Below are 22,656 nucleotides of genomic sequence, written 5' to 3' on the forward strand. Positions count from 1 at the left end.
CAATGAATGCCCAGAACGCCCACACCGGGAACGACCGGAACCAGACCGTCGTGGACGCCCTGCGCGCCGCGATGAAGGAGGCCGAAAGGCTGCGCCGGCAGAACAGGATGTTCGTCGCCGCGGCCAAGGAACCCATCGCCATCGTCGGCATGGGCTGCCGGTTCCCCGGCGAGGTCCATTCCCCCGAAGCGCTCTGGGACCTCGTCGCCTCCGGCACCGACGCCATCGGCCCCTTCCCCACCGACCGCGGCTGGGACCTCGACGCACTGCGCGACAGCGGCCCTGACGCCCGCGACAAGTCGGTCAGCCAGCGCGGCGGCTTCCTCGACTGCGTCGCCGACTTCGACCCCGGCTTCTTCGGCATCTCGCCCCGCGAGGCCGTCACCATGGACCCCCAGCAGCGGCTGCTGCTGGAGACCACCTGGGAAGCCGTCGAACGCTCCGGTATCGACGCCACCACCCTGCGCGGCACCCGCACCGGGGCCTTCATCGGCACCAACGGCCAGGACTACGCGTACCTCCTGGTCAGGTCGCTGGACGACGCGACCGGCGACGTCGGCACCGGCATCGCCGCCAGCGCCGCGTCCGGCCGCCTCTCGTACACCCTCGGCCTCGAAGGCCCCGCGATCACCGTCGACACCGCGTGCTCGTCCTCGCTGGTCGCCCTCCACCTGGCCGTCCAGTCGCTGCGCAACGGCGAATGCGCGCTCGCCCTCGCCGGCGGCGTCAACGTGATGTCGACCCCCGGCTCACTCGTCGAGTTCAGCCGCCAGGGCGGACTCGCCCGGGACGGCCGCTGCAAGGCCTTCGCGGACACCGCCGACGGCACCGGCTGGGCGGAGGGCGCCGGCGTCCTCATGCTGGAGCGCCTCTCCGACGCACAGCGCAACGGCCACCCGGTCCTCGCGGTGGTACGCGGCTCCGCCGTCAACCAGGACGGCGCCTCCAACGGCTTCACCGCGCCCAACGGCCCCTCGCAGCAGCGCGTCATCCGGCAGGCCCTCGCCAACGCCGGACTCTCCCCGGCCGACATCGACGCCGTCGAGGCGCACGGCACCGGCACCCCGCTGGGCGACCCCATCGAGGCGCAGAGCCTGCTGGCCACCTACGGCCAGGACCGCGAACATCCGCTGCTGCTCGGCTCCATCAAGTCCAACTTCGGTCACACCCAGGCGGCTTCGGGTGTCGCGGGCGTCATCAAGATGGTCATGGCGATGCGGCACGGCATCCTGCCCGAGACCCTGCACGCCGACCAGCCGTCCTCGCACGTCGACTGGACGGCCGGCAAGGTCGAACTGCTCGACCGGGCCCGCCCCTGGCCCGGGGAGGCGGACCGCCCGCGCCGCAGCGGCGTCTCCTCCTTCGGCGTCAGCGGCACCAACGCGCACGTCATCATCGAGCAGGCCCCGGCCGCCGAGGCGCACGCCGAGCAGGACGTCACCGTCCCCGCCCGGCAGGCCGCGGCGGTGCCGTGGGTGGTGTCCGCCAGGACCGCCGCCGCGCTCCGCGACCAGGCGAAGGCCCTGCTCAGCCACCTGGAGCGGGAACCCGACCTGCGCCCCCTCGACACGGCACTCTCCCTGGCGACCTCCCGGGCGAATCTGGAACACCGCCTCGCCGTCGTCGCCGGGAACCCCGCCGCTGACACCGCCGGCGCAGGTGGCGCAGGTGGCGCAGGTGGCGCCGACGCGCTGGCCGCGTGGCTCGACAACGGAGCGGCGCCCGGCGTGGTCGAGGGCACCGCCCCGGGACGCACGAAGTGCGCGTTCCTCTTCTCGGGTCAGGGTTCGCAGCGGCTGGGGATGGGGCGTGAGCTGTACGGGCGCTTCCCGGTCTTCGCCGATGCGCTGGACGCTGTACTGGCGCGGTTGGACGGTGAGTTGGATCGTCCGCTGCGTGAGGTGATCTGGGGCGAGGACGCCGACGCGCTGAATGACACGGGGTACACGCAGCCGGCGTTGTTCGCCGTTGAGGTGGCGTTGTTCCGGTTGGTCGAGTCGTGGGGTGTGACGCCGGACTTCGTGGCCGGTCACTCCATCGGTGAGATCGCGGCGGCGCATGTGGCGGGGGTGTTCTCGCTGGAGGACGCGAGCCGTCTGGTCGTCGCGCGGGCGAAGCTGATGCGGGCGCTGCCTTCGGGCGGTGCCATGGTCGCGGTGCGGGCGGCCGAGGACGAGATCACCCCGCTGCTCACGGAGCGGGTCTCGATCGCGGCGGTCAACGGTCCCTCGTCGGTGGTGATCTCCGGTGACGAGGTGGCGGTGCTGGAGGTTGCCGCCCAGCTGGAGGGTCAGGGCCGTAAGACGACCCGGTTGCGGGTCTCGCACGCGTTCCACTCGCCGCTGATGGACCCGATGCTCGACGACTTCCGTACGGTCGCCGAGGGAATCTCCTTCGCGGAGCCGTCCGTTCCGGTCGTGTCGAACCTGACCGGCCGGCTCGCCTCCACGGAGGAGCTGTGCTCGGCGGAGTACTGGGTGCGGCACGTCCGCGAGGCCGTCCGCTTCGCCGACGGGGTACGGACCCTCACCGAGCGGGGCGTGTCCGCCTTCCTGGAACTGGGACCCGACGGCACGCTGTCGGGGATGGCGCAGGAGTCGGTGGAACCCGGCGCCGTGACCGTACCGCTGCTGCGCAAGGACCGGGCCGAGGAGACCACGGCCGTCACCGCCCTCGCCCAACTGCACGTCACCGGCGTCCGCGTGCGGTGGCCGGCGTTCTTCGAGGGAACCGGCGCCCGCCGGGTGGACCTGCCCACCTACGCCTTCCAGAACGAGCGGTTCTGGCCACAGGCCACCTACCGGCCCGCGGACGCCGCCGGACTCGGCCTCACCTCCGCGAACCACCCGCTGCTCGGCGCGGCCATGTCCGTCGCGGGCTCCGACGAACTGGTCCTGACCGGCACCCTGTCACTGGCCACCCACCCGTGGCTCGCCGACCACGTCGTCGGCGGCATGGTGTTCTTCCCCGGCACCGGCTTCCTGGAACTGGCGGTCCGCGCCGCCGACCAGGCGGGCTGCGACCGGGTCGAGGAACTGATGCTCGCCGCCCCGCTCATCCTGCCCCGTACCGGCGCCGTACAGGTCCAGATCGCCGTCGGCGGCGCCGACGACGACGGCCGGCGGGAGCTGCGCTTCTACACCCGCCCCGCCGACGCGCCCGACGACGAGTGGACCCTGCACGCCTCCGGCCGGATCGGCGACGGCGAGCGCGTCATCGGCTTCGACGCGAACGTCTGGCCGCCCAAGGGCGCCACCGTGGTCGACATCGAGGGCCTGTACGACCGCTACGCGGGCAACGGCCTGGAGTACGGGCCGGTGTTCCGGGGCCTGCGCGCGGTGTGGCGGCGCGGCGAGGAGCTCTTCGCCGAGGTCTCGCTGCCCCGCGACGTCTCCGACGCGGCCGCCTTCGGCGTCCACCCGGCGCTCTTCGACTCCGTCCTGCACAGCACCGTCTTCGCCAGCGCGGACGGTGACGACCGGAGCCTGCTGCCGTTCGCCTGGAAGGGCGTGTCCCTGCACGCCTCGGGCGCCTCGACCCTGCGCGTCCGGGTGACCAGCAGCGGCGAGGACACGGTCCAGCTCGCCGCCGTCGACCCCCAGGGCGAACCGGTCATCTCGGTCGACGCGCTGACCCTGCGCGCCGCCGCGCCCCCGTCGGACGGCACCGCGCGCCGCGACGAACTCAACTCACTCTTCCGGGTCGACTGGGTGCCCGGCACCCCCGCCGAGGTGGCCCCGGGAACGACGTGGGCCGTCCTCGGCCAGGACGGGCTGGGCCTGACGGCCGCGCTCGCCTCCACCGGCGCCGCCCGGCTCCTTCCGCCCGCCGCCACCCTCGCCGAACTGACCGGCCCCGACCGGGCGGAGGTGCCCGAGGTCGTCGTCGTACCGCTCCAGGGGGACACCGCCCGGGGCGCCGACTCCGCGCACGAACTCGCCCGCCGCGCACTGGAACTGACGCAGGAGTGGCTGACCGAGGAACGCTTCGCCGGCTCGCGGCTGGTGTTCGCCACCCGGGGCGCGGTCGAGGACGGCGACCGGGACGTCACCGATGTCGCCGCGGCCTCCGTGTGGGGCCTCGTACGCTCCGCCCAGGCCGAGAACCCCGGCCGCTTCCTGCTCGTGGACATCGACGGGACGGACGACGCGTCCGGCTCGGCGGCCGTCCTCCCCGGCCTGCCGGGGCTGACCGACGCCGACGAACCGCAGGCCGTGGTCCGCTCGGGCGCGCTGCGGGTCGGCCGGCTCGCCCGGCTGGAGTCCGGTACGGGCCTGGTGCCGCCGGCCGGAGAGCCCTGGCGCCTCGGCAGCCGCGCCAAGGGCAGCCTGGACGGGCTGACCCTCGCGCCCTTCCCCGAGGTGATGGAGCCGCTCACCGGACGCGACGTACGGATCGAGGTACGCGCGGCGGGCGTCAACTTCCGCGACGTCCTCAACGCCCTCGGCATGTACCCCGGCGACGCGGGCCTCTTCGGCTCCGAGGCCGCGGGTGTGGTCGTCGCGACCGGACCCGACGCGACCGACCTGCGGGTCGGCGACCGCGTCACCGGCATGCTCTTCGGCGGCTTCGGCACCCATGTCGTGGGCGACGAACGCCGCATGACCGCCGTACCGGAAGGCTGGTCCTGGGAGACGGCCGCCTCCATGCCGCTGGTGTTCCTGACCGCCTACCACGCCCTGGTGGAACTGGCCGGGCTGCGGCGCGGCGAGAAGGTACTCGTCCACGCCGGCGCCGGTGGTGTCGGTATGGCGGCCATCCAGCTGGCGAACCACCTCGGCGCCGAGGTGTTCGCGACCGCGAGCGAGGGCAAGTGGGACGTCCTGCGCTCCCTCGGGGTCGCCGACGACCACATCGCCTCCTCCCGTACGACCGACTTCGAGAACGCGTTCGCCGAGGTCGCCGGTGACGGCGGCATCGACGTGGTGCTGAACTCCCTGGCCGGTGAGTTCGTGGACGCGTCACTGCGGCTGATGGGAGCCGGCGGCCGCTTCCTGGAGATGGGCAAGACCGACATCCGCGACGCCGGGGACCTCCCCGAGGGCGTGGACTACCGGTCCTTCGACCTCGGCTGGGTCGACCCGGCGGGCATCCAGCACATGCTGCTCGCCCTCATGGAGCTGTTCGACCAGGGCGTCCTGACACCGCTGCCCGTGAAGTCCTGGGACGTACGCCGGGCCCGCGACGCGTTCCGCTTCATGTCCATGGCCAAGCACATCGGCAAGATCGTGCTGTCCATGCCGCCGGTGTGGGACCCCGAAGGCACCGTCCTGATCACCGGCGGTACGGGCGGTCTCGGCGGCGTCCTCGCGCGGCACCTCGTCGCCGGGCGCGGCGTCCGGCGGCTGCTGCTGACCAGCCGGCGCGGCATCGACGCGCCGGGCGCGGCCGAACTCGCCGCCGACCTGCGCACCCGGGGCGCCGAGGTCACGGTCACCGCGTGCGACGTGGCCGACCGGTCCGCGCTCGACGGCCTCCTGGCGTCGGTACCCCCGGAGCACCCGCTGACCGCCGTGGTGCACACGGCCGGGGTGCTGGACGACGGGATCCTCGGTTCGCTCACCCCCGAACGGCTCGCCACCGTCCTGCGGCCCAAGGTCGACGCCGCCTGGAACCTGCACGAGGCGACCCGCGGCCTCGACCTCGCCGCCTTCGTCGTCTACTCGTCGACATCCGGTGTCATGGGCGGCCCCGGGCAGGCCAACTACGCGGCGGGCAACGCCTTCCTGGACGCGCTGGCCGCCTACCGGCGCGCCCAGGGCCTGCCCGCGCACTCGCTGGCCTGGGGCGCCTGGGAACAGGGCGTCGGCATGACCAGCACCCTGGAGGACCACGACGTACGCCGGGTCAGCGGCAACGGCATGCCGCTGCTCTCGGTGGAACAGGGCCTCGCGCTCTTCGACGCGGCCACCGGCAGCGACGAGGCGCTGGTGGTCCCGCTCGGCCTCGGCAGCGGAACGATCCCCTCGGCGGCCGGTGTGCCGGCCATCCTCCGGGGACTCGTACGCACCGGCCGCCGCACCGCGAAGAGCGGCGCCGCCGGTGTCTCCCGCGCCGGGCTCGTCGAAAGGCTCGCCGCCCTGCGCGAGAGCGAACACCCCCGCCTGCTGACCGACCTGGTCCGCACCGAGGCGGCCGTCGTCCTCGCGCACTCGTCGGCCGACGCCATCGACGCGGAACGCGAATTCCGCCAGCTCGGCTTCGACTCGCTGACCGCCGTCGAACTGCGCAACCGGCTGGCCTCGGCCACCGGCCTCACCCTGCCCGCCACCCTCATCTTCGACTACCCCACGCCCGAGCGCCTCGCCCGCTACCTGCTCGACGAGCTGGTGGGCTCGGACGCCGCCACGGCCGTCGCCGCCCAGGAGACGGCCGACACCACCGACGACCCGATCGCCATCGTGGGCATGAGCTGCCGCTTCCCCGGCGGGGTCGAATCCCCCGAAGGACTCTGGGACCTGGTGGCCTCCGGCGGGGACGCCATCTCGGGCTTCCCCACCGACCGGGGCTGGGAGCGGCACATCAGCGGCGCGGAGCCGGGCGCCGTCGAGCCGCAGGGCGGATTCCTCCGGGACGCCGCCGACTTCGACGCCGAGTTCTTCGGCATCTCGCCGCGCGAGGCCCTGGCCATGGACCCGCAGCAGCGCGTCCTGCTGGAGGTCACCTGGGAAGCCGCGGAGCGCGCCGGAATCGACCCGGCGACCCTGCGCGGCAGCCGTACCGGCGTGTTCGTCGGTGTCAGCGGCCAGGACTACGTGGGCCTCGTCATGCGCTCGAAGGAGGACGTGGCGAGCCACGCCACCACCGGCCTCGCCGTCAGCGTCGCCTCCGGCCGGCTCGCCTACGCGCTCGGCCTGGAGGGCCCGGCGATGTCGGTCGACACCGCCTGCTCGTCCTCCCTGGTCTCCCTGCACCTTGCCGCCCAGGCCCTGCGCAGCGGCGAGTGCTCCCTCGCCCTGGCCGGCGGTGTCACCGTCATGAGCACGTCCGCGCACTTCGCCGGCTTCTCCCGGATGGGCGGACTGGCGGACGACGGCCGTTGCAAGGCGTTCTCCGACTCCGCCGACGGCACCGGCTGGTCCGAGGGCGCCGCCGTCCTGGTCGTGGAGCGCCTCTCCGACGCCCGCCGCAACGGGCACCAGGTCCTCGCCCTCGTCAAGGGCAGCGCCGTCAACCAGGACGGCGCGTCGAACGGTCTGACCGCGCCGAACGGCCCCGCGCAGCAGCGGGTGATCCGCCAGGCCCTCGCCAACGCCGGACTCTCCCCGGCCGACGTCGACGCGGTGGAGGCGCACGGCACCGGCACCCCGCTGGGCGACCCCATCGAGGCGCAGGCCCTGCTGGCCACCTACGGCCAGGACCGTGACGCCGAACACCCGCTGCTGCTCGGCTCGGTCAAGTCCAACATCGGCCACACCCAGGCCGCGGCGGGCGCCGCCGGCCTGGTCAAGATGGTGATGGCGCTGCGCCACGGCACGCTCCCGCGCACCCTGCACGTCACCGAGCCGTCGTCCCACGTCGAGTGGTCGGGCGGCGCGGTGGAGCTGCTGACCGACCACACGGCATGGCCCGAGACCGGGCGCGCCCGCCGCGCGGGTGTCTCCTCCTTCGGCATCAGCGGGACGAACGCGCACGTGGTGCTGGAGCAGGCCGCCCCGGCGCCGGCCCCCACGGTCCCGGCGCCGGGCGCCGAACCGCACGCCGTGCCGTGGCTCGTGTCGGCCAAGAGCGAAGCCGCGCTGGAAGGCCAGCTCGGCCGGATCCGGGCCTTCGCGGCGGCGCACCCCGAGTACTCCGCCTCGGACATCGGGCACGCGCTGGCGACGAGCCGGTCGCTGTTCGAGCACCGGGCGGCGCTGCTGGCCACCGACGAGGGCGTCACGGAGATCGCCCGGGGCCTGGCGGCCGGCCGGACATCCGCGGTGCTGTTCTCGGGTCAGGGGTCGCAGCGGCTGGGGATGGGGCGTGAGCTGTACGGCCGTTTCCCGGCCTTCGCCGATGCGCTGGACTCCGTACTGGCCCAGCTGGACGGTGAGTTGGACCGTCCGCTGCGTGAGGTGATCTGGGGCGAGGACGCCGAGCTGCTGAACGACACGGGTTACACGCAGCCCGCGTTGTTCGCGGTCGAGGTCGCTCTCTTCCGGCTGGTCGAGTCGTGGGGTGTGACGCCGGACTTCGTGGCGGGCCACTCGATCGGTGAGATCGCGGCGGCGCATGTGGCGGGGGTGTTCTCGCTGGAGGACGCGAGCCGTCTGGTCGTCGCGCGGGCGAAGCTGATGCGGGCGCTGCCTTCGGGCGGCGCCATGGTCGCCGTCCGGGCCACCGAGGACGAGATCACCCCGCTGCTCACGGATCAGGTCTCCGTCGCGGCGGTCAACGGTCCCTCGTCGGTGGTGATCTCCGGCCACGAGGACGCGGCCCTGGAGGTCGCCGCCCAGCTGGAGGGGCAGGGCCGCAAGACGACCCGGTTGCGGGTCTCGCACGCCTTCCACTCGCCGCTGATGGACCCGATGCTCGACGACTTCCACGCCGTCGTCTCCGGTCTCTCCTTCCACGAGCCGGTCATCCCCGTCGTGTCGAACCTGACCGGCCGGCTCGCCTCCACGGAGGAGCTGTGCTCGGCGGAGTACTGGGTGCGGCACGTCCGCGAGGCCGTCCGCTTCGCCGACGGGGTACGGACCCTCACCGAGCGCGGCGTGTCCGCCTTCCTGGAGCTGGGACCCGACGGGGTGCTCTCCGCCCTCGTCCGCGAGTCCGCCCCGGCGGACGCCGTGGTGATCCCGGCACTGCGCAAGGACCGCGACGAGGAGACGGCGCTGGTCACCGCGCTCGCCCGGCTCCAGGTGGCCGGTGTGTCCGTCGACCGGGCCGGGCTCTTCGCCGGGCCCGCCGCCCGCCGGGTGGATCTGCCGACGTACGCGTTCCAGCGCGAGCGGTTCTGGCCGGAACTGGTCACCAGCGCTACGGCGGAGGGCGCCGACCCGGTCGACGCGGAGTTCTGGGCCGCGGTCGAACGGGAGGACCTGGAATCCCTCGCGGCCGGACTGGACGTGGACGGCGACTCCCTCGGAGCCGTACTCCCCGCCCTGTCGTCCTGGCGGACCAGGCACCGCGCGCGCTCGGCCGTCAACGCCCTGCGCTACCGCCAGGCATGGCAGCCGCTGACCGTCGCCTCCTCGGCCGCCCTGGACGGGACCTGGCTGGTCCTCGCCCCGGCGACCGCCGGCGACGACCCGTGGGTGACCTCCCTGGTCTCGGCCCTCGGCCCCGCCGCGCACCGCGTGGACGTCGACGGACCCGACCACGACGCGCTCGCCGCACGGCTGTCCGCGGCGGCCGCCGGCGTCCCGGACCTCGCGGGCGTGCTGTCGCTGCTGGCCTTGGACGAATCGGCCGGCGCCACCGGTGTACCCGCCGGACTGCTCTCCACCGCCGCGCTGATCACGGCCCTCGGGGACGCGGGCATCGTGGCCCCGGTGTGGGCCGTGACGCGCGGCGCCGTGGCCGTGGGCCGCGCCGAGGCCCCGCGCAGTCCCGCCGGGGCCGCCGTATGGGGTCTCGGCCGGGTCGCCGCGCTCGAACTTCCCCGCCGGTGGGGCGGGTTGGCGGACCTCCCCGACGAGCTCGACGAACGCTCCGTACGCCGGTTCGCCGCCGTACTGACCCACGGCGGCGACGAGGACCAGATCGCCGTCCGCGCGTCCGGCGCCTTCGGCCGCAGGATGGTGCCCGCACCCGGCGCGGAGACCGCCGGACCGGGCGAGCGCTGGGAGCCGTCCGGCACGGTGCTCGTCACCGGCGGCACCGGCGCGCTCGGCGCCCGGGTGGCCCGCCGGCTGGCCGGCGAGGGAGCCCGGCACCTGGTGCTCCTGAGCCGCCGGGGCCCGGAAGCACCCGGCGCGTCCGAACTGCTCGCCGAACTCACGTCCCTCGGCGTCCAGGTGACGCTCACCGCCGCCGACGTCGCCGACCGCGAGCAGCTGACACGGGTCCTCGAAGCGATCCCCGAGGACCACCCCCTGACCGGCGTGGTCCACACGGCCGGTGTCCTGGACGACGGCGCGCTGGCCGCGCTGACCCCCGAGCGCTTCGACGAGGTCTTCCGCTCGAAGGTCGCCTCGGCCCTGCTGCTCGACGAGCTGACCCGCGACCACGACCTCTCGGTGTTCGCCCTGTTCTCCTCGGTCGCCGGTGCGGTCGGCAACCCCGGCCAGGCCAACTACGCGGCGGCGAACGCGATGCTCGACGCCCTCGCCGAGCGGCGCCGGTCGCAGGGCCTGCCCGCCACCTCCATCGCCTGGGGCGCCTGGGGCGGCGCCGGCATGGCCGGCCAGAGCGGCCTGGCGGACAGCCGGGCCGGTACGGGCCTGCTCGACCCCGAGCTGGCGCTCTCCGCGCTGGCCCGCGTGGTCGTCGAGCCGGAACCGACCGTCGTCTTCGCCGACCTCCAGCAGCCCCACCTGCTGCAAGCCCTGCTGAGCGTGCGGCCCAGCCCGCTGCTCGGCGACCTGCCGGAGGCGCGGCGCGCCCTCCAGGCGGTCCAGGAGGCCCGCCGCGAGAACGAGTCGGCCGCTTCCGGGCTGCGCGAGAAGCTGCGCGGCGCCACCCCCGGCGACCGCCTGGCGGAGCTGCTGGCCGTCGTCCGTACCCAGGCCGCCGCCGTCCTCGGCCACACCGGCGCCGGGGCGATCCGGGCCGACAAGGCCTTCCGCGACCTCGGCTTCGACTCGCTGACCGCCGTGGAACTGAGCAACCGGCTCACCGAGCTGACCGGCCTGACCCTCCCCGTCAGCCTGGTGTTCGACCACCCGACCCCGCAGGCGCTCGCCGGACAGCTGGACGCCGAACTCTTCGGCGGCCCGACCGGCACCGGCGCACCGCTCGTCCAACCCGGCGAGGCGGCGGCGGTCACCGACGACCCGATCGTGATCGTCTCCATGGCCTGCCGGTTCCCCGGCGGGGTGCGCTCGCCCGAGGACCTCTGGCAGCTGCTCTCCGAGGGCCGGGACGGCATCGCCGAATTCCCCACGGACCGGGGCTGGAACCTCGACGCCCTCGCGGGTGACGGACAGGGCCACAGCGCCACCGGAGTGGGCGGATTCCTCTACGACGCCGCCGACTTCGACCCGGGCTTCTTCGGCATCTCGCCCCGCGAGGCCCTCGCCATGGACCCGCAGCAGCGCCTGCTGCTGGAGACCGCCTGGGAGGCGTTCGAGCGGACCGGGACCGACCCGGTCTCGCTGCGCGGCAGCCGCACCGGCGTGTTCATCGGCACCAACGGCCAGGACTACGCCAACCTCATCCTCCGGGCGACCGAGGACGTGGAGGGCCACGCCGGCACCGGACTGGCGGCCAGTGTCATCTCGGGCCGGCTGTCCTACGCCTTCGGCTTCGAAGGCCCCGCCGTCACCGTGGACACCGCCTGCTCCTCCTCCCTGGTGGCCCTGCACTGGGCCGCCCAGGCGCTGCGCGGCGACGAGTGCTCCATGGCGCTGGTCGGCGGTGTCACCGTGATGACGACCTCGACGAGCTTCGCCGGCTTCACCCGCCAGGGCGGACTGGCCCCCGACGGCCGCTGCAAGGCGTTCTCCGACGCGGCCGACGGCACCGGCTGGTCGGAAGGCGTCGGCGTGATCGTCGTCGAGCGGCTCTCGGACGCCCGCCGCAACGGCCACGAGATCCTGGCCGTCCTGCGCGGCTCCGCCATCAACCAGGACGGCGCCTCCAACGGACTGACCGCCCCCAACGGCCCCTCCCAGCAGCGGGTGATCCGCCAGGCCCTCGCCAGCGGCGGACTCACCACCGCCGACGTGGACGCCGTCGAGGCGCACGGTACGGGCACCACCCTCGGCGACCCGATCGAGGCACAGGCGCTGCTCGCCACCTACGGACAGGACCGCGACCCCGCCAGGCCGCTGCTCCTCGGGTCCGTGAAGTCGAACCTCGGCCACACCCAGGCCGCGGCCGGCGTCGCGGGCGTGCTGAAGATGGTCCTGGCGCTGCGCCACGGCGAACTGCCGCGCACGCTCCACGTGAACGAGCCCTCGACCCGGGTGAACTGGGCGTCGGGCGCGGTGGAACTGCTGACCGAGCCGGTCGAGTGGCCCCGCACCGCCCGCCCGCGCCGCGCCGGTGTGTCGTCCTTCGGCATCAGCGGCACCAACGCGCACGTGGTCCTGGAGCAGGCCCCGGCGAGCGAGCCGGCCGCCGGGACGGCCGAGCGGCCGTCCGCGCCCGCCGTCGAGCCGGTGGCGGTGCCGTGGCCCGTGTCCGCCACGAGCGAGGCCGCACTGGACGCACAGCTCGACCGGCTGCGGACCTTCGCGGCCGCCCGTCCCGGACTCTCCCCGGTCGACATCGGGTTCTCGCTGGCCACCGGCCGCTCGGTCTTCGAGCACCGGGCCGTGCTGATGGTGGCGGGCGACGGCGGGTCCGAGGTCGCCAGGGGAGCGGAGACCGAGCGGCCCTCCGCCGTGCTCTTCTCCGGCCAGGGATCCCAGCGGCTGGGGATGGGCCGGGAGCTGTACGAGCGCTTCCCGGTCTTCGCGGACGCGCTGGACGCCGTACTCGCCCACCTGGACGGCACGTCGGAACGACCGCTGCGCGAGGTGATCTGGGGCGACGACGCCGCGACGCTGAACCGCACCGCCCACACCCAGCCCGCCCTGTTCGCCGTCGAGGTGGCGCTCTTCCGGCTGGTGGAATCCTGGGGCGTCACGCCGGACTTCGTCGCCGGGCACTCCATCGGTGAGATCGCCGCCGCCCATGTGGCGGGGGTCTTCTCGCTGGAGGACGCCTGCCGGCTGGTCGCGGCCCGCGCCCGGCTGATGGAGGCGCTGCCCTCCGGCGGGGCGATGGTCGCCGTGCAGGCCACCGAGGACGAGGTGCTGCCGCTGCTGACCGACCGCGTGTCGGTCGCCGCCGTCAACGGCCGTACCTCGACGGTGATCTCCGGCGACGAGGACGAGGTGCTGCGGATCGCGGCGGGGCTGGCGGACCGCAAGCGCAGGACGACGCGGCTCCCGGTGAGCCACGCCTTCCACTCGCCGCTGATGGACCCGATGCTCGCCGCGTTCCACGCCGTCGCGGAGAGCCTGACCTACCGGGCGCCCCGGATCCCCGTGGTGTCCAACCTGACCGGCGAGCCGGCCTCCCCGGAGCAACTGTGCTCGGCCGAGTACTGGGTACGGCACGTCCGCGAACCGGTCCGCTTCGCCGACGGTGTGCGGACCCTCGCGGACCAGGGCGTGGGGGTGTTCCTGGAGCTGGGCCCGGACGGCGTGCTCTCCGCCCTGGCCCGCGAGTCCGCCCCGGCGGACGCCGTCGTGGTGCCCGCCCTGCGCAAGGGCCGCTCCGAGGAGCTGACCGCCGTCACCGCGCTGGCCAAGGTGCACGCGGCCGGTGTCACGGCCGACTGGACCGGCGTCTTCGCCGGCACCGGCGCCCGGCGCGTGGACCTTCCCACCTACGCGTTCCAGCGCGAGCGGTACTGGCCGTCGGTGACGGTGGCCGCCGGTGACGCCTCCGGGCTCGGCCTGGTGGCCGCCGGACACCCGCTGCTCGGCGCGGCGATGACCGTCGCCGGGTCGGACGAGACGGTGCTCACCGGACGGCTTTCCGCCCCGGCACTGCCGTGGTTGGCCGGCCACGCCGGCCACGCCGACCCGTCCGACCACGCCGACCGGGGCCGGACCGTGCTGCCGGCGGCCGCCTTCGCCGAACTGGCCGTCCGCGCCGGTGACGAGGCCGGCTGCGACCGGATCGAGGAACTGACCGTCGCCGCCGCCCTCGCGGTGCCCGAGCGGGGCTCCGTCCAGCTGCAGGTGCGGGTCGCCGCCGCCGACGAGGCGGGCCGCCGCGCCCTCACCGTGCACGCCCGCCCCGAGACCGGCGCGGACCAGCCGTGGACCCTGCACGCCGCCGGTGTGCTCGCCCCCGGTGGCCACACCGCCGCCCCGTTCGACACGGCGGTATGGCCACCCGCCGGGGCCACCCCGGTGAACCTGGAGCCGTACGGCGCCGCCGGACAGCTCGGCATCACGGCCGCCTGGCACCAGGACGACACGGTCCTCGCCGAGGTCACCCTCGCCGACGAGGCCCGTACCGGCGGGGCGTTCACGCTCCACCCGGCCCTGCTGGACGCCGCCGTCCAGGCCGGCGCCCTGCTGGACCCCGACGGCGAACCCGGCGCCCTGACCCCCGCCGCCTGGCACGGAGTCACGCTGCACGCGGCCGCCGCCACGGCGCTGCGGGTACGGCTGACGACCACCGGCGACGACACCGTGTCGCTGGAGGCGGCCGACGAGGAGGGCGCCCCGGTGCTCTCCGTACGCTCCCTGACCCTGCGTCCCGTGGACCGGACGGAGCACGCCCCGGCCACCGGCCACGACGGCGCCGCGCTGTTCGGCGTCGAGTGGGTGCCCGCCCCGGCCGCCACCGCTTCCGCCGCCGCGCGGGCCACGGGCAGGTGGGCGGTCCTCGGCACCGAAGGCGCGCACCGCGTCCTGGCGGCCGCCGACGGTCCGTCCGTCGTACGGGCCGGGTCGCCGGCCGAACTCCTCGACGCCCCCGGACCGGTGCCGGACCTCGTCCTCGCCCCGGTCGGCGGTGACCTCACCGCCTCGGGCAGCTCGCTACCCGGCGCCGTCCGGGCCGTGACGACCGGTGTCCTGGACCTGCTGCGCGCATGGCTCGCCGACGAGCGGTGCGCGGCCTCCCGGCTGGTCTTCGTCACCCGGGGCGCCGTCGCCGCCGGTGACGAGAGCGTCCAGGATCTGGCGGCCGCCGCGGCCCGGGGGCTGGTCCGCTCCGCCCAGTCGGAGAACCCCGGCGCGTTCGGACTGCTGGACCTCGGTGCCACGGACACCGCCGACGCGGCGCTGCCCCTGCTGCCCGGACTGCTGGACGCCGGCGAGAGCCAGCTGATGCTGCGCGGCGACGACGTACGGGTGGCCCGCCTGGCGCGACTGCCCGAACAGGCCCCGGCCGGTGGCCCGTCCCTCGCCTGGGACCGCGACGGCACCGTGCTGATCACCGGCGGAACCGGCGGCCTCGGCGGCGAACTCGCCCGGCACCTGGTGACCGGACACGGCATGAAGCACCTCCTGCTCGCCTCCCGGCGCGGACCCGACGCCCCGGGCGCCGCCGGACTCCAGGCCGAACTGGCCGCGCTGGGAGCCGAAGTGACCGTGGCGGCCTGCGACATCGCCGACCGTCCGGCGCTGGACAAGCTCCTCGCCGAGGTCCCCGTCGAGCATCCGCTGACCGCCGTCGTGCACACCGCCGGTGTGATAGACGACGCCACGATCGGCTCGCTCACGCCCGAGCGGCTGGAGCGGGCCCTGCGGCCCAAGGCTGACGGCGCCTGGCAGTTGCACGAGGCCACCCGTGACCTCGGCCTCACCGGGTTCGTCCTGTACTCCTCGGTCGCCGGCATCATGGGCGGCCCCGGGCAGGGCAACTACGCCGCCGCCAACGCGTTCCTGGACGCGCTGGCCCGCCACCGCGCCGGACTCGGCCTGGCCGCCGTCTCGCTCGGCTGGGGCGCGTGGGAGCGCGGCACCGGCATGACCGGCCAGCTGAACGAAGCGGACCTGCGGCGGATGAACCGGTCCGTGACGCCCCCGATGTCGGTGGAGCAGGGCCTCGCCCTGTTCGACGCGGCGACCACGCGCGACGAGGCGCTGATCGTCCCGATCAGGATCGCCGCCGGGGCGGCCGACACCGCGTCGCGCGCCGCGACGGAACTCCCGCCGCTGCTGCGGGGACTCCTGCGGACCCGGCGTCCCACCGCCGCCGCGCAGGGCCGCACCGCCGGCCTCGCCGAGCGCCTCGCCGCGCTCGGCGAGGAGGAGCGCCGGACGCTGCTGGTGGATCTCGTACGCACCGAGACGGCGGCCGTCCTCGGACACGCCACCCCGGACGCGATCCCCGCCGACCGGGACTTCAGCCGGCACGGCTTCGACTCCCTCATGGCGGTGGAGCTGCGGACCCGGCTGACCTCGGCCACCGGGGTGCGGCTGTCCGCCACCCTGGTGTTCGACCACCCCACCCCGGCCGCCGTCGCCGGACACCTCGCGGCGCACCTGCTGGGCGACGCCGCGCCGGGCGCCGGGTCGTCGCCGCTCGCCGAACTCGACCGGCTGGAGGCGGCGCTCGCCGGCGGCGTACCCGACGAGACCACCCGGGCCGGAGTCACCGGCCGGCTGCGGCAGCTGCTCGCGAAGTGGGACGCCGCCGCCCCCGAGAGCGGCGGAGCCGCGCTCACGGAACGGATCGAGGCCGCGAGCGCCGACGAGGTTCTCGCCTTCATCGACAACGAGCTCGGCCGCTCGACGGACTCCTGACGGGCCCGACGGTCGACTCCCTTCGCATGGAAAATTCTGAGGAAGGTTCACGGACGATGCCGGACGAAAAGAAACTCGTCGAATACCTGAAGTGGGTCACCACGGACCTGCACCAGACCCGCCAACGCCTCCAGGAAGCCGAATCCGGGCGCCACGAACCGGTGGCGATCGTCGGGATGGCGTGCAGGTTCCCCGGCGGTGTCCGGTCCCCCGAGGACCTGTGGGAGCTGCTCGCCACGGGCGGCGACGCGATCGCTCCGTTCCCCACGGACCGGGGCTGGGACCTCGACGCCCTCGCGGGCGACGCGGAGGGACGCAGCGCCACCCAGGAAGGCGGCTTCGTCTACGAGGCCCCCGACTTCGACCCCGCCTTCTTCGGGATCTCGCCGCGCGAGGCCCTGGCGATGGACCCGCAGCAGCGGCTCCTCCTGGAGGTGTCCTGGGAGGCCATCGAGCGGACCGGCATCGACCCGGCGACCCTGCGCGGCAGCAGGACCGGGGTGTTCGTCGGCACGAACTCCCAGGACTACGCGCACCTCGTCCTCGCCGCGCAGGAGGACATGGGCGGCTACGCGGGCAACGGCCTCGCCGCGAGTGTCCTGTCCGGCCGGCTGTCCTTCGCGCTCGGCCTCGAAGGCCCCGCCGTCACCCTCGACACGGCGTGCTCGTCGTCGCTGGTGACCCTGCACCTCGCCGCGCAGGCCGTACGCAACGGCGAGTGCGCGCTCGCCCTGGCCGGCGGTGCCACCCTGATGACCACGTCGTCGAGTTTCGCCGGATTCAGCGTCCAGGGCGGACTCGCCTCCGACGGGCGCTGCAAGACGTTCTCCGACGCGGCGGACGGCACCGGCTGGTCCGAGGGCGTCGGCATGCTGATGGTCGAGCGGCTGTCGGACGCCCAGCGCAACGGACACCCCGTCCTCGCGGTACTGCGCGGCAGCGCGGTCAACCAGGACGGCGCGTCGAACGGACTCAGCGCCCCCAACGGCCCCTCCCAGCAGCGCGTCATCCGGCAGGCCCTGGCCGGCGCCGGGCTCTCCCCGGCCGACGTCGACGCCGTGGAGGCGCACGGTACGGGCACCACCCTGGGCGACCCGATCGAGGCACAGGCGCTGCTGGCGACCTACGGCCAGGACCGCGACCCGGGGCGCCCGCTGTGGCTGGGCTCCGTCAAGTCGAACATCGGCCACACCCAGGCGGCGGCCGGCGTCGCGGGCGTGATGAAGATGGTCCTAGCGCTGCGCAACGGCCTGCTGCCGCAGACCCTCCATGTGGACGCGCCGTCCTCGCACGTGGACTGGTCGGCCGGTGACGTACGGCTGCTGACCAAGCCCGTCGAGTGGTCGCCGGGTGAGCGGGTGCGCCGCGCCGGCGTCTCGTCGTTCGGCATCAGCGGCACCAACGCGCACGTCCTCATCGAGCAGGCCCCGCCCCTCGACGCGCAGGACCCCGTCGCGGACGGCCCGGCGGCGCGGGCCCTGGCGGAGGCGCGGACCCCGAAAGCGGCTCCCGCCGTTCCCGACCTCGTGCCGGACCTCGTGCCGTGGCCCGTGTCGGGCCGGAGCGCGGCCGCGCTCGACGCACAGCTGGAGCGCGTCCGCTCCCTCGCCGGCGCCCCCGGCCGGAGCCCCGTCGACGTCGGCTTCTCCCTCGCCACCACCCGCTCCGCCTTCGAGCACCGGTCGGTACTGCTCGCCTCCGCCGGCGGACTCGACGAGGCCGCGCGCGCGGTGGCCGCGACGGGCCCGCTCGCCGTGCTGTTCTCCGGCCAGGGCTCGCAGCGGCTCGGCATGGGCCGCGAGCTGTACGCGCGCTTCCCGGTCTTCGCCGAGGCCCTGGACGCCGTCATCGCCGGACTCGACGGGGAACTCGACCGTCCGCTGCGGGACGTGATCTGGGGCGACGACGCGGACCTCCTGGGCGACACCGGCTACACCCAGCCCGCGCTGTTCGCCGTCGAGGTCGCGCTGTACCGGCTGGTCACCTCCTGGGGTGTCAAGGCGGACTTCCTCGCCGGCCACTCCATCGGCGAGATCACCGCCGCGCACGTCGCCGGGGTGTTCTCCCTCGCCGACGCCTGCCGGCTGGTGGCCGCCCGGGCGCGGCTGATGCGGGCCCTGCCCGCCGGCGGGGCGATGGTCGCCGTACGGGCCACCGAGGACGAGGTGATCCCGCTCCTCACCGACCGGGTCTCGCTCGCCGCCGTCAACGGCCCGGACGCGGTGGTCGTCTCCGGCCATGAGGACGCCGTACAGGAGATCGCGGAGCGACTGGCGGCCGATGGGCGCAGGACGACCCGGCTGTCCGTCAGCCACGCCTTCCACTCGCCGCTCATGGAGCCCATGCTCGACGAGTTCCGCGCCGTCGTGGCGGGGCTGTCCTTCGAGCGGCCCGCCGTCCCGGTCGTCTCCAACCTCACCGGGGAGCCGGCCGGCGCCGACGAGCTCGGCTCCGCCGCGTACTGGGTCCGGCACGTCCGCGAAGCGGTGCGGTTCGGCGACGGGGTGCGGACGCTCGCCGGGCGCGGCGTGAAGACCTTCCTGGAACTGGGCCCGGACAGCGTGCTCTCCGCCCTGGTCCGGGAATCCGTCCAGGACTCCTCCGTCACCGCGCTGCCGGTCCTGCGCAAGGACCGTCCCGAGGAGAGCAGCGCCGTCACCGCGCTCGCCGGACTGTACGCGCGCGGTGTGCCGGTCGACTGGGCCGGCTTCTTCGCCGGCACCGGCGCCCGCGTCGTGGACCTCCCGACCTACGCGTTCCGGAACGAGCGGTTCTGGCCCACCGTCCGCCGGACCACCGGCGACGCCTCCGGCCTCGGCCTGACCGCCGCCGGCCACCCGCTGCTCGGCGCGGCGGTCCCCGTCGCCGGGGCCGACGAGACCGTCCTGACCGGCCGGCTCTCCGCGACGTCCCACCCCTGGCTCGCCGACCACCGGATCGCGGACCGGACCGTCCTGCCCGCCACCGCCTTCGCCGAACTCGCCATCCGGGCCGGCGACCAGTGCGGCCTCGACCGGGTCGGCGAACTGACCGTGCTCACCCCCCTCGTGCTGACCGGCAAGGACGCGGTCACCACCCAGGTGCACATCGGCGCGGCCGACGACGCGGGACGGCGCGCGCTGACCGTCCACTCCCGGCCCGACGGCCGGGACGAGGCACCCTGGACCCAGCACGCCCGCGGAGTCCTGACGGACGCCGAACCGGACCCCGGCGGCGCCGCGTTCGACACCTCCGTCTGGCCGCCGCGCGACGCCGTGGCCGTGGACCTGGACGGCCTGTACGAGCGGCTCGACCGGGCCGGCATCGGCTACGGCCCCGTCTTCCAGGGCCTGTCGGGCGCCTGGCGGCGCGGGGACGAGGTGTACGCCGAGGTCTCCCTGCCCGCCGTCACCGACGACGCCGGAACGTACGGAATCCACCCGGCGCTGCTGGACGCCGCGCTGCGCCCCTCGGCCGCGCTCGACGCCGAAGGCGCGCAGGCCGCCCCCGTGCCCGTCTCGTGGAGCGGACTCACGCTGCACGCCGCGGCGGCCTCCGCCCTGCGCGTACGGCTCACCGCGACCGGACCCGACACGGTGGCGCTCACCGCCGTCGACATCGAAGGCGCCCCGGTGCTCTCGGTGGACTCGGTGGAGTTCGGAGCGGCCTCCGGCGAGCAGCGGCAGGCGCCCTCGGCCGGCGGCGCCGACCAGGGAGCCCTGTTCACACTCGGGTGGGCGCCCCTGGCGGCCGAACCCGTGCCCGCCACCGGCACCCGGTGGGCGGTCATCGGCGCGGACGAACTCGACCTGGGCTACGCGATGCACCGCGCCGACGAGACCGTCAGCGCGTACGCCGACTCCCTGACCGGCGCGGTCGGCGACAGCGGGGTGGCCCCCGACATCTTCCTGGTGCCCGTCGTCGGTGACCTGGCGCAGGACGGACCCGCGTCGGTCCGCGCCCTGACCACCCGGGTACTGGGCCTGCTCCAGGAGTGGCTGAACGAGCCCCGGCTCGCGGGCTCACGGATGATGTTCGTCACCCGTGGCGCGGTCGCCGTCGACGGCGAGGACATCCTCGACCCGGCCGCCGCCGCCGTATGGGGCCTGGTGCGCACCGCCCAGACCGAGAACCCCGGCAGCTTCCTCCTGGTGGACCTGGACGACTCCTTCCTGTCCGCCGGCGCCCTGCCGGGGCTCCTCTCCCTCGACGAGCAGCAGCTGGTGGTGCGCTCCAACGCCGTCCGGGCCGGACGGCTGACCCGGCTGCCGGAACAGGCGGCCACAGCCGACGCCACGGCAGCCGACGGCACGGAGCGCGCCTGGGACCCGGCGGGCACCGTCCTGATCACCGGCGGTACCGGCGGTCTCGGCGCGGTGCTGGCCCGGCACCTGGTGGCCGAGCACGGCGTACGCCACCTGCTGCTGGCCAGCCGGCGCGGACCGGACGCGCCGGGCGCGGCCGAACTGCTCGACGAACTGGCCCGGCTGGGCGCCGAGGCGTCGGTCGCCGCCTGCGACGTCGGCGACCGGGACGCGGTGGCCGCGCTGGTGGCCACCGTGGACCCCGGCCACCCGCTGACCGCCGTCGTCCACACCGCCGGCGTGCTCGACGACGCGCTCCTCGGCACCCTCACCCCCGGACACCTGGAGCGTGTGCTGGGGCCGAAGGCCGACGCCGCCTGGTACCTGCACGAGGCGACGCGCGACCTCGGCCTGGCCGCGTTCGTGCTCTACTCGTCCGTCTCCGGTGTGCTCGGCAGCCCCGGACAGGGCAACTACGCCGCCGCCAACGCGTTCCTGGACGCCCTCGCCCAGCACCGCCGGGGCCTCGGGCTGCCCGCCGTCGCCCTCGCCTGGGGCCCCTGGGGCCGGGGCAGCGGCATGACGAGCCACGTCAGCGAGGCCGACCTGGAAAGGATGGCGCGCGGCGGTATGCCGGCCCTGTCGATGGACCAGGGCCTGGCCCTCTTCGACGCCGCCGTCAGCCGCCCCGAGGCCACGGTCGTCCCGGCCCGCGTCCATGTCGCCGGGCTCCAGGTGCAGCAGGCCCTGCCCGCCCTGTGGCGCGAACTCGTCCCCCGTACCCGGCGTACGGCCGCGGCGGCGGACCGGTCACCGGTCACCCTGCGGGAGCGGCTGCGCCACCTCGGAGCACCCGAGCAGGAGAGCCTGCTCACCGACCTGGTGGCCGGCTACTCCGCCGGACTGCTCGGCCACGCCGACCCGAGCGGTGTGGACCCCGAACGCAGCTTCCTGGAACTGGGCTTCGACTCGCTGGTCTCGGTGGGGCTGCGCAACCAGCTCGCCGACGCGCTCGGCCTGCGGCTGCCCAGCTCGGTGGTCTTCGACCACGGATCCCCCGTCAAGCTCGCCCGCTGGCTGCACGGGGAGCTCGCCGGCCAGCTCGACGCCGCGTCCCCGGCGGGCGGCCCGGCCACCGCCACCGCCCGCACCACGGTCGACCCGGACGACACCCTGGAAGGTCTCTTCTACAACGCGGTCGAGACGGGCAAGCTCGTCGAGGGCATGCGGATGCTGAAGGCCGTCGCCAACACCAGGCCGACCTTCGAGACCCCCGCCGACCTGGAGGAACTGTCGGCGCCCGTCACCCTGGCCGAGGGGCCGACCAGCCCCCGTCTGGTCTTCGTCAGCGCGCCCGGCGCCACCGGGGGGGTGCACCAGTACGCGCGGATCGCCGCGCACTTCCGGGGCAAGCGGCACGTCTCGGCGCTCCCGCTCATGGGCTTCGCGCCGGGTGAGCCGCTGCCCGCCACGAGTGAGGCCGCGGCCCGTATCGTCGCGGAGAGCGCCCTGCACGCCAGCGACGGCGAGCCGTTCGTGATGGTCGGCCACTCCACGGGCGGTTCACTCGCCTACCTGGCGGCCGGTGTCCTGGAGGACACCTGGGGGATCAAGCCCGAGGCCGTCATCCTGCTGGACACCGGGAGCATCCGCTACCGGGTCGGGGAGGGCAACGACCTCGACGCGACCACCCGCTTCTACCTGGCCGACATCGACTCCCCTTCGGTGACGCTCAACAGCGCCCGGATGTCGGCCATGGCGCACTGGTTCATGGCGATGACCGACATCGAGGCCCCGGCCCCCACCGCCCCCGTGATGCTGGTCCGGGCCACACAAGCCCTGGGCGGCTTCCAGCTCGACACCTCCTCGGTCCCCGCCGACGAGGTCCTCGACATCGACGCGGACCATCTGTCGCTCGCCAAGGAGCACTCGGCGCTCACGGCGGACGCCATGGAGAAGTGGCTCGGCGGCCTCCCGGCCACCGGCGCCTAGCGCTCACACCGGCGCCTAGCGCTCACACCGGCGCC

Annotated in this window: 2 protein-coding genes; both read left to right on the top strand. The window is 74.8% G+C overall.

Features of this window, described 5'->3' with window-relative positions; all coding sequences use genetic code 11:
• Positions 1–2: 2 nt before the first annotated feature.
• Positions 3–16,346: a type I polyketide synthase gene (locus ACIBAE_RS27885; protein ID WP_399290596.1), complete on the top strand. Its 16,344-nt coding sequence runs from the start codon at positions 3–5 to the stop codon at positions 16,344–16,346.
• A gap of 26 nt (positions 16,347–16,372) precedes the next feature.
• Positions 16,373–22,621 (top strand): type I polyketide synthase, encoded by a 6,249-nt coding sequence (locus tag ACIBAE_RS27890; RefSeq protein ID WP_399290599.1) that lies wholly within the window; start codon positions 16,373–16,375, stop codon positions 22,619–22,621.
• The last annotated feature ends 35 nt before the right edge of the window (positions 22,622–22,656 follow it).

The organism is Streptomyces sp. NPDC051569 (genome assembly GCF_044454085.1).
Classification (GTDB): Bacteria; Actinomycetota; Actinomycetes; order Streptomycetales; family Streptomycetaceae; genus Streptomyces.

Excerpts from the sequence above, each read along its gene's own strand:
- ACIBAE_RS27885 (WP_399290596.1), top strand. The coding sequence starts at position 3 with ATGAATGCCCAGAACGCCCACACCGGGAACGACCGGAACCAGACCGTC.
- ACIBAE_RS27890 (WP_399290599.1), top strand. The coding sequence starts at position 16,373 with ATGGAAAATTCTGAGGAAGGTTCACGGACGATGCCGGACGAAAAGAAA.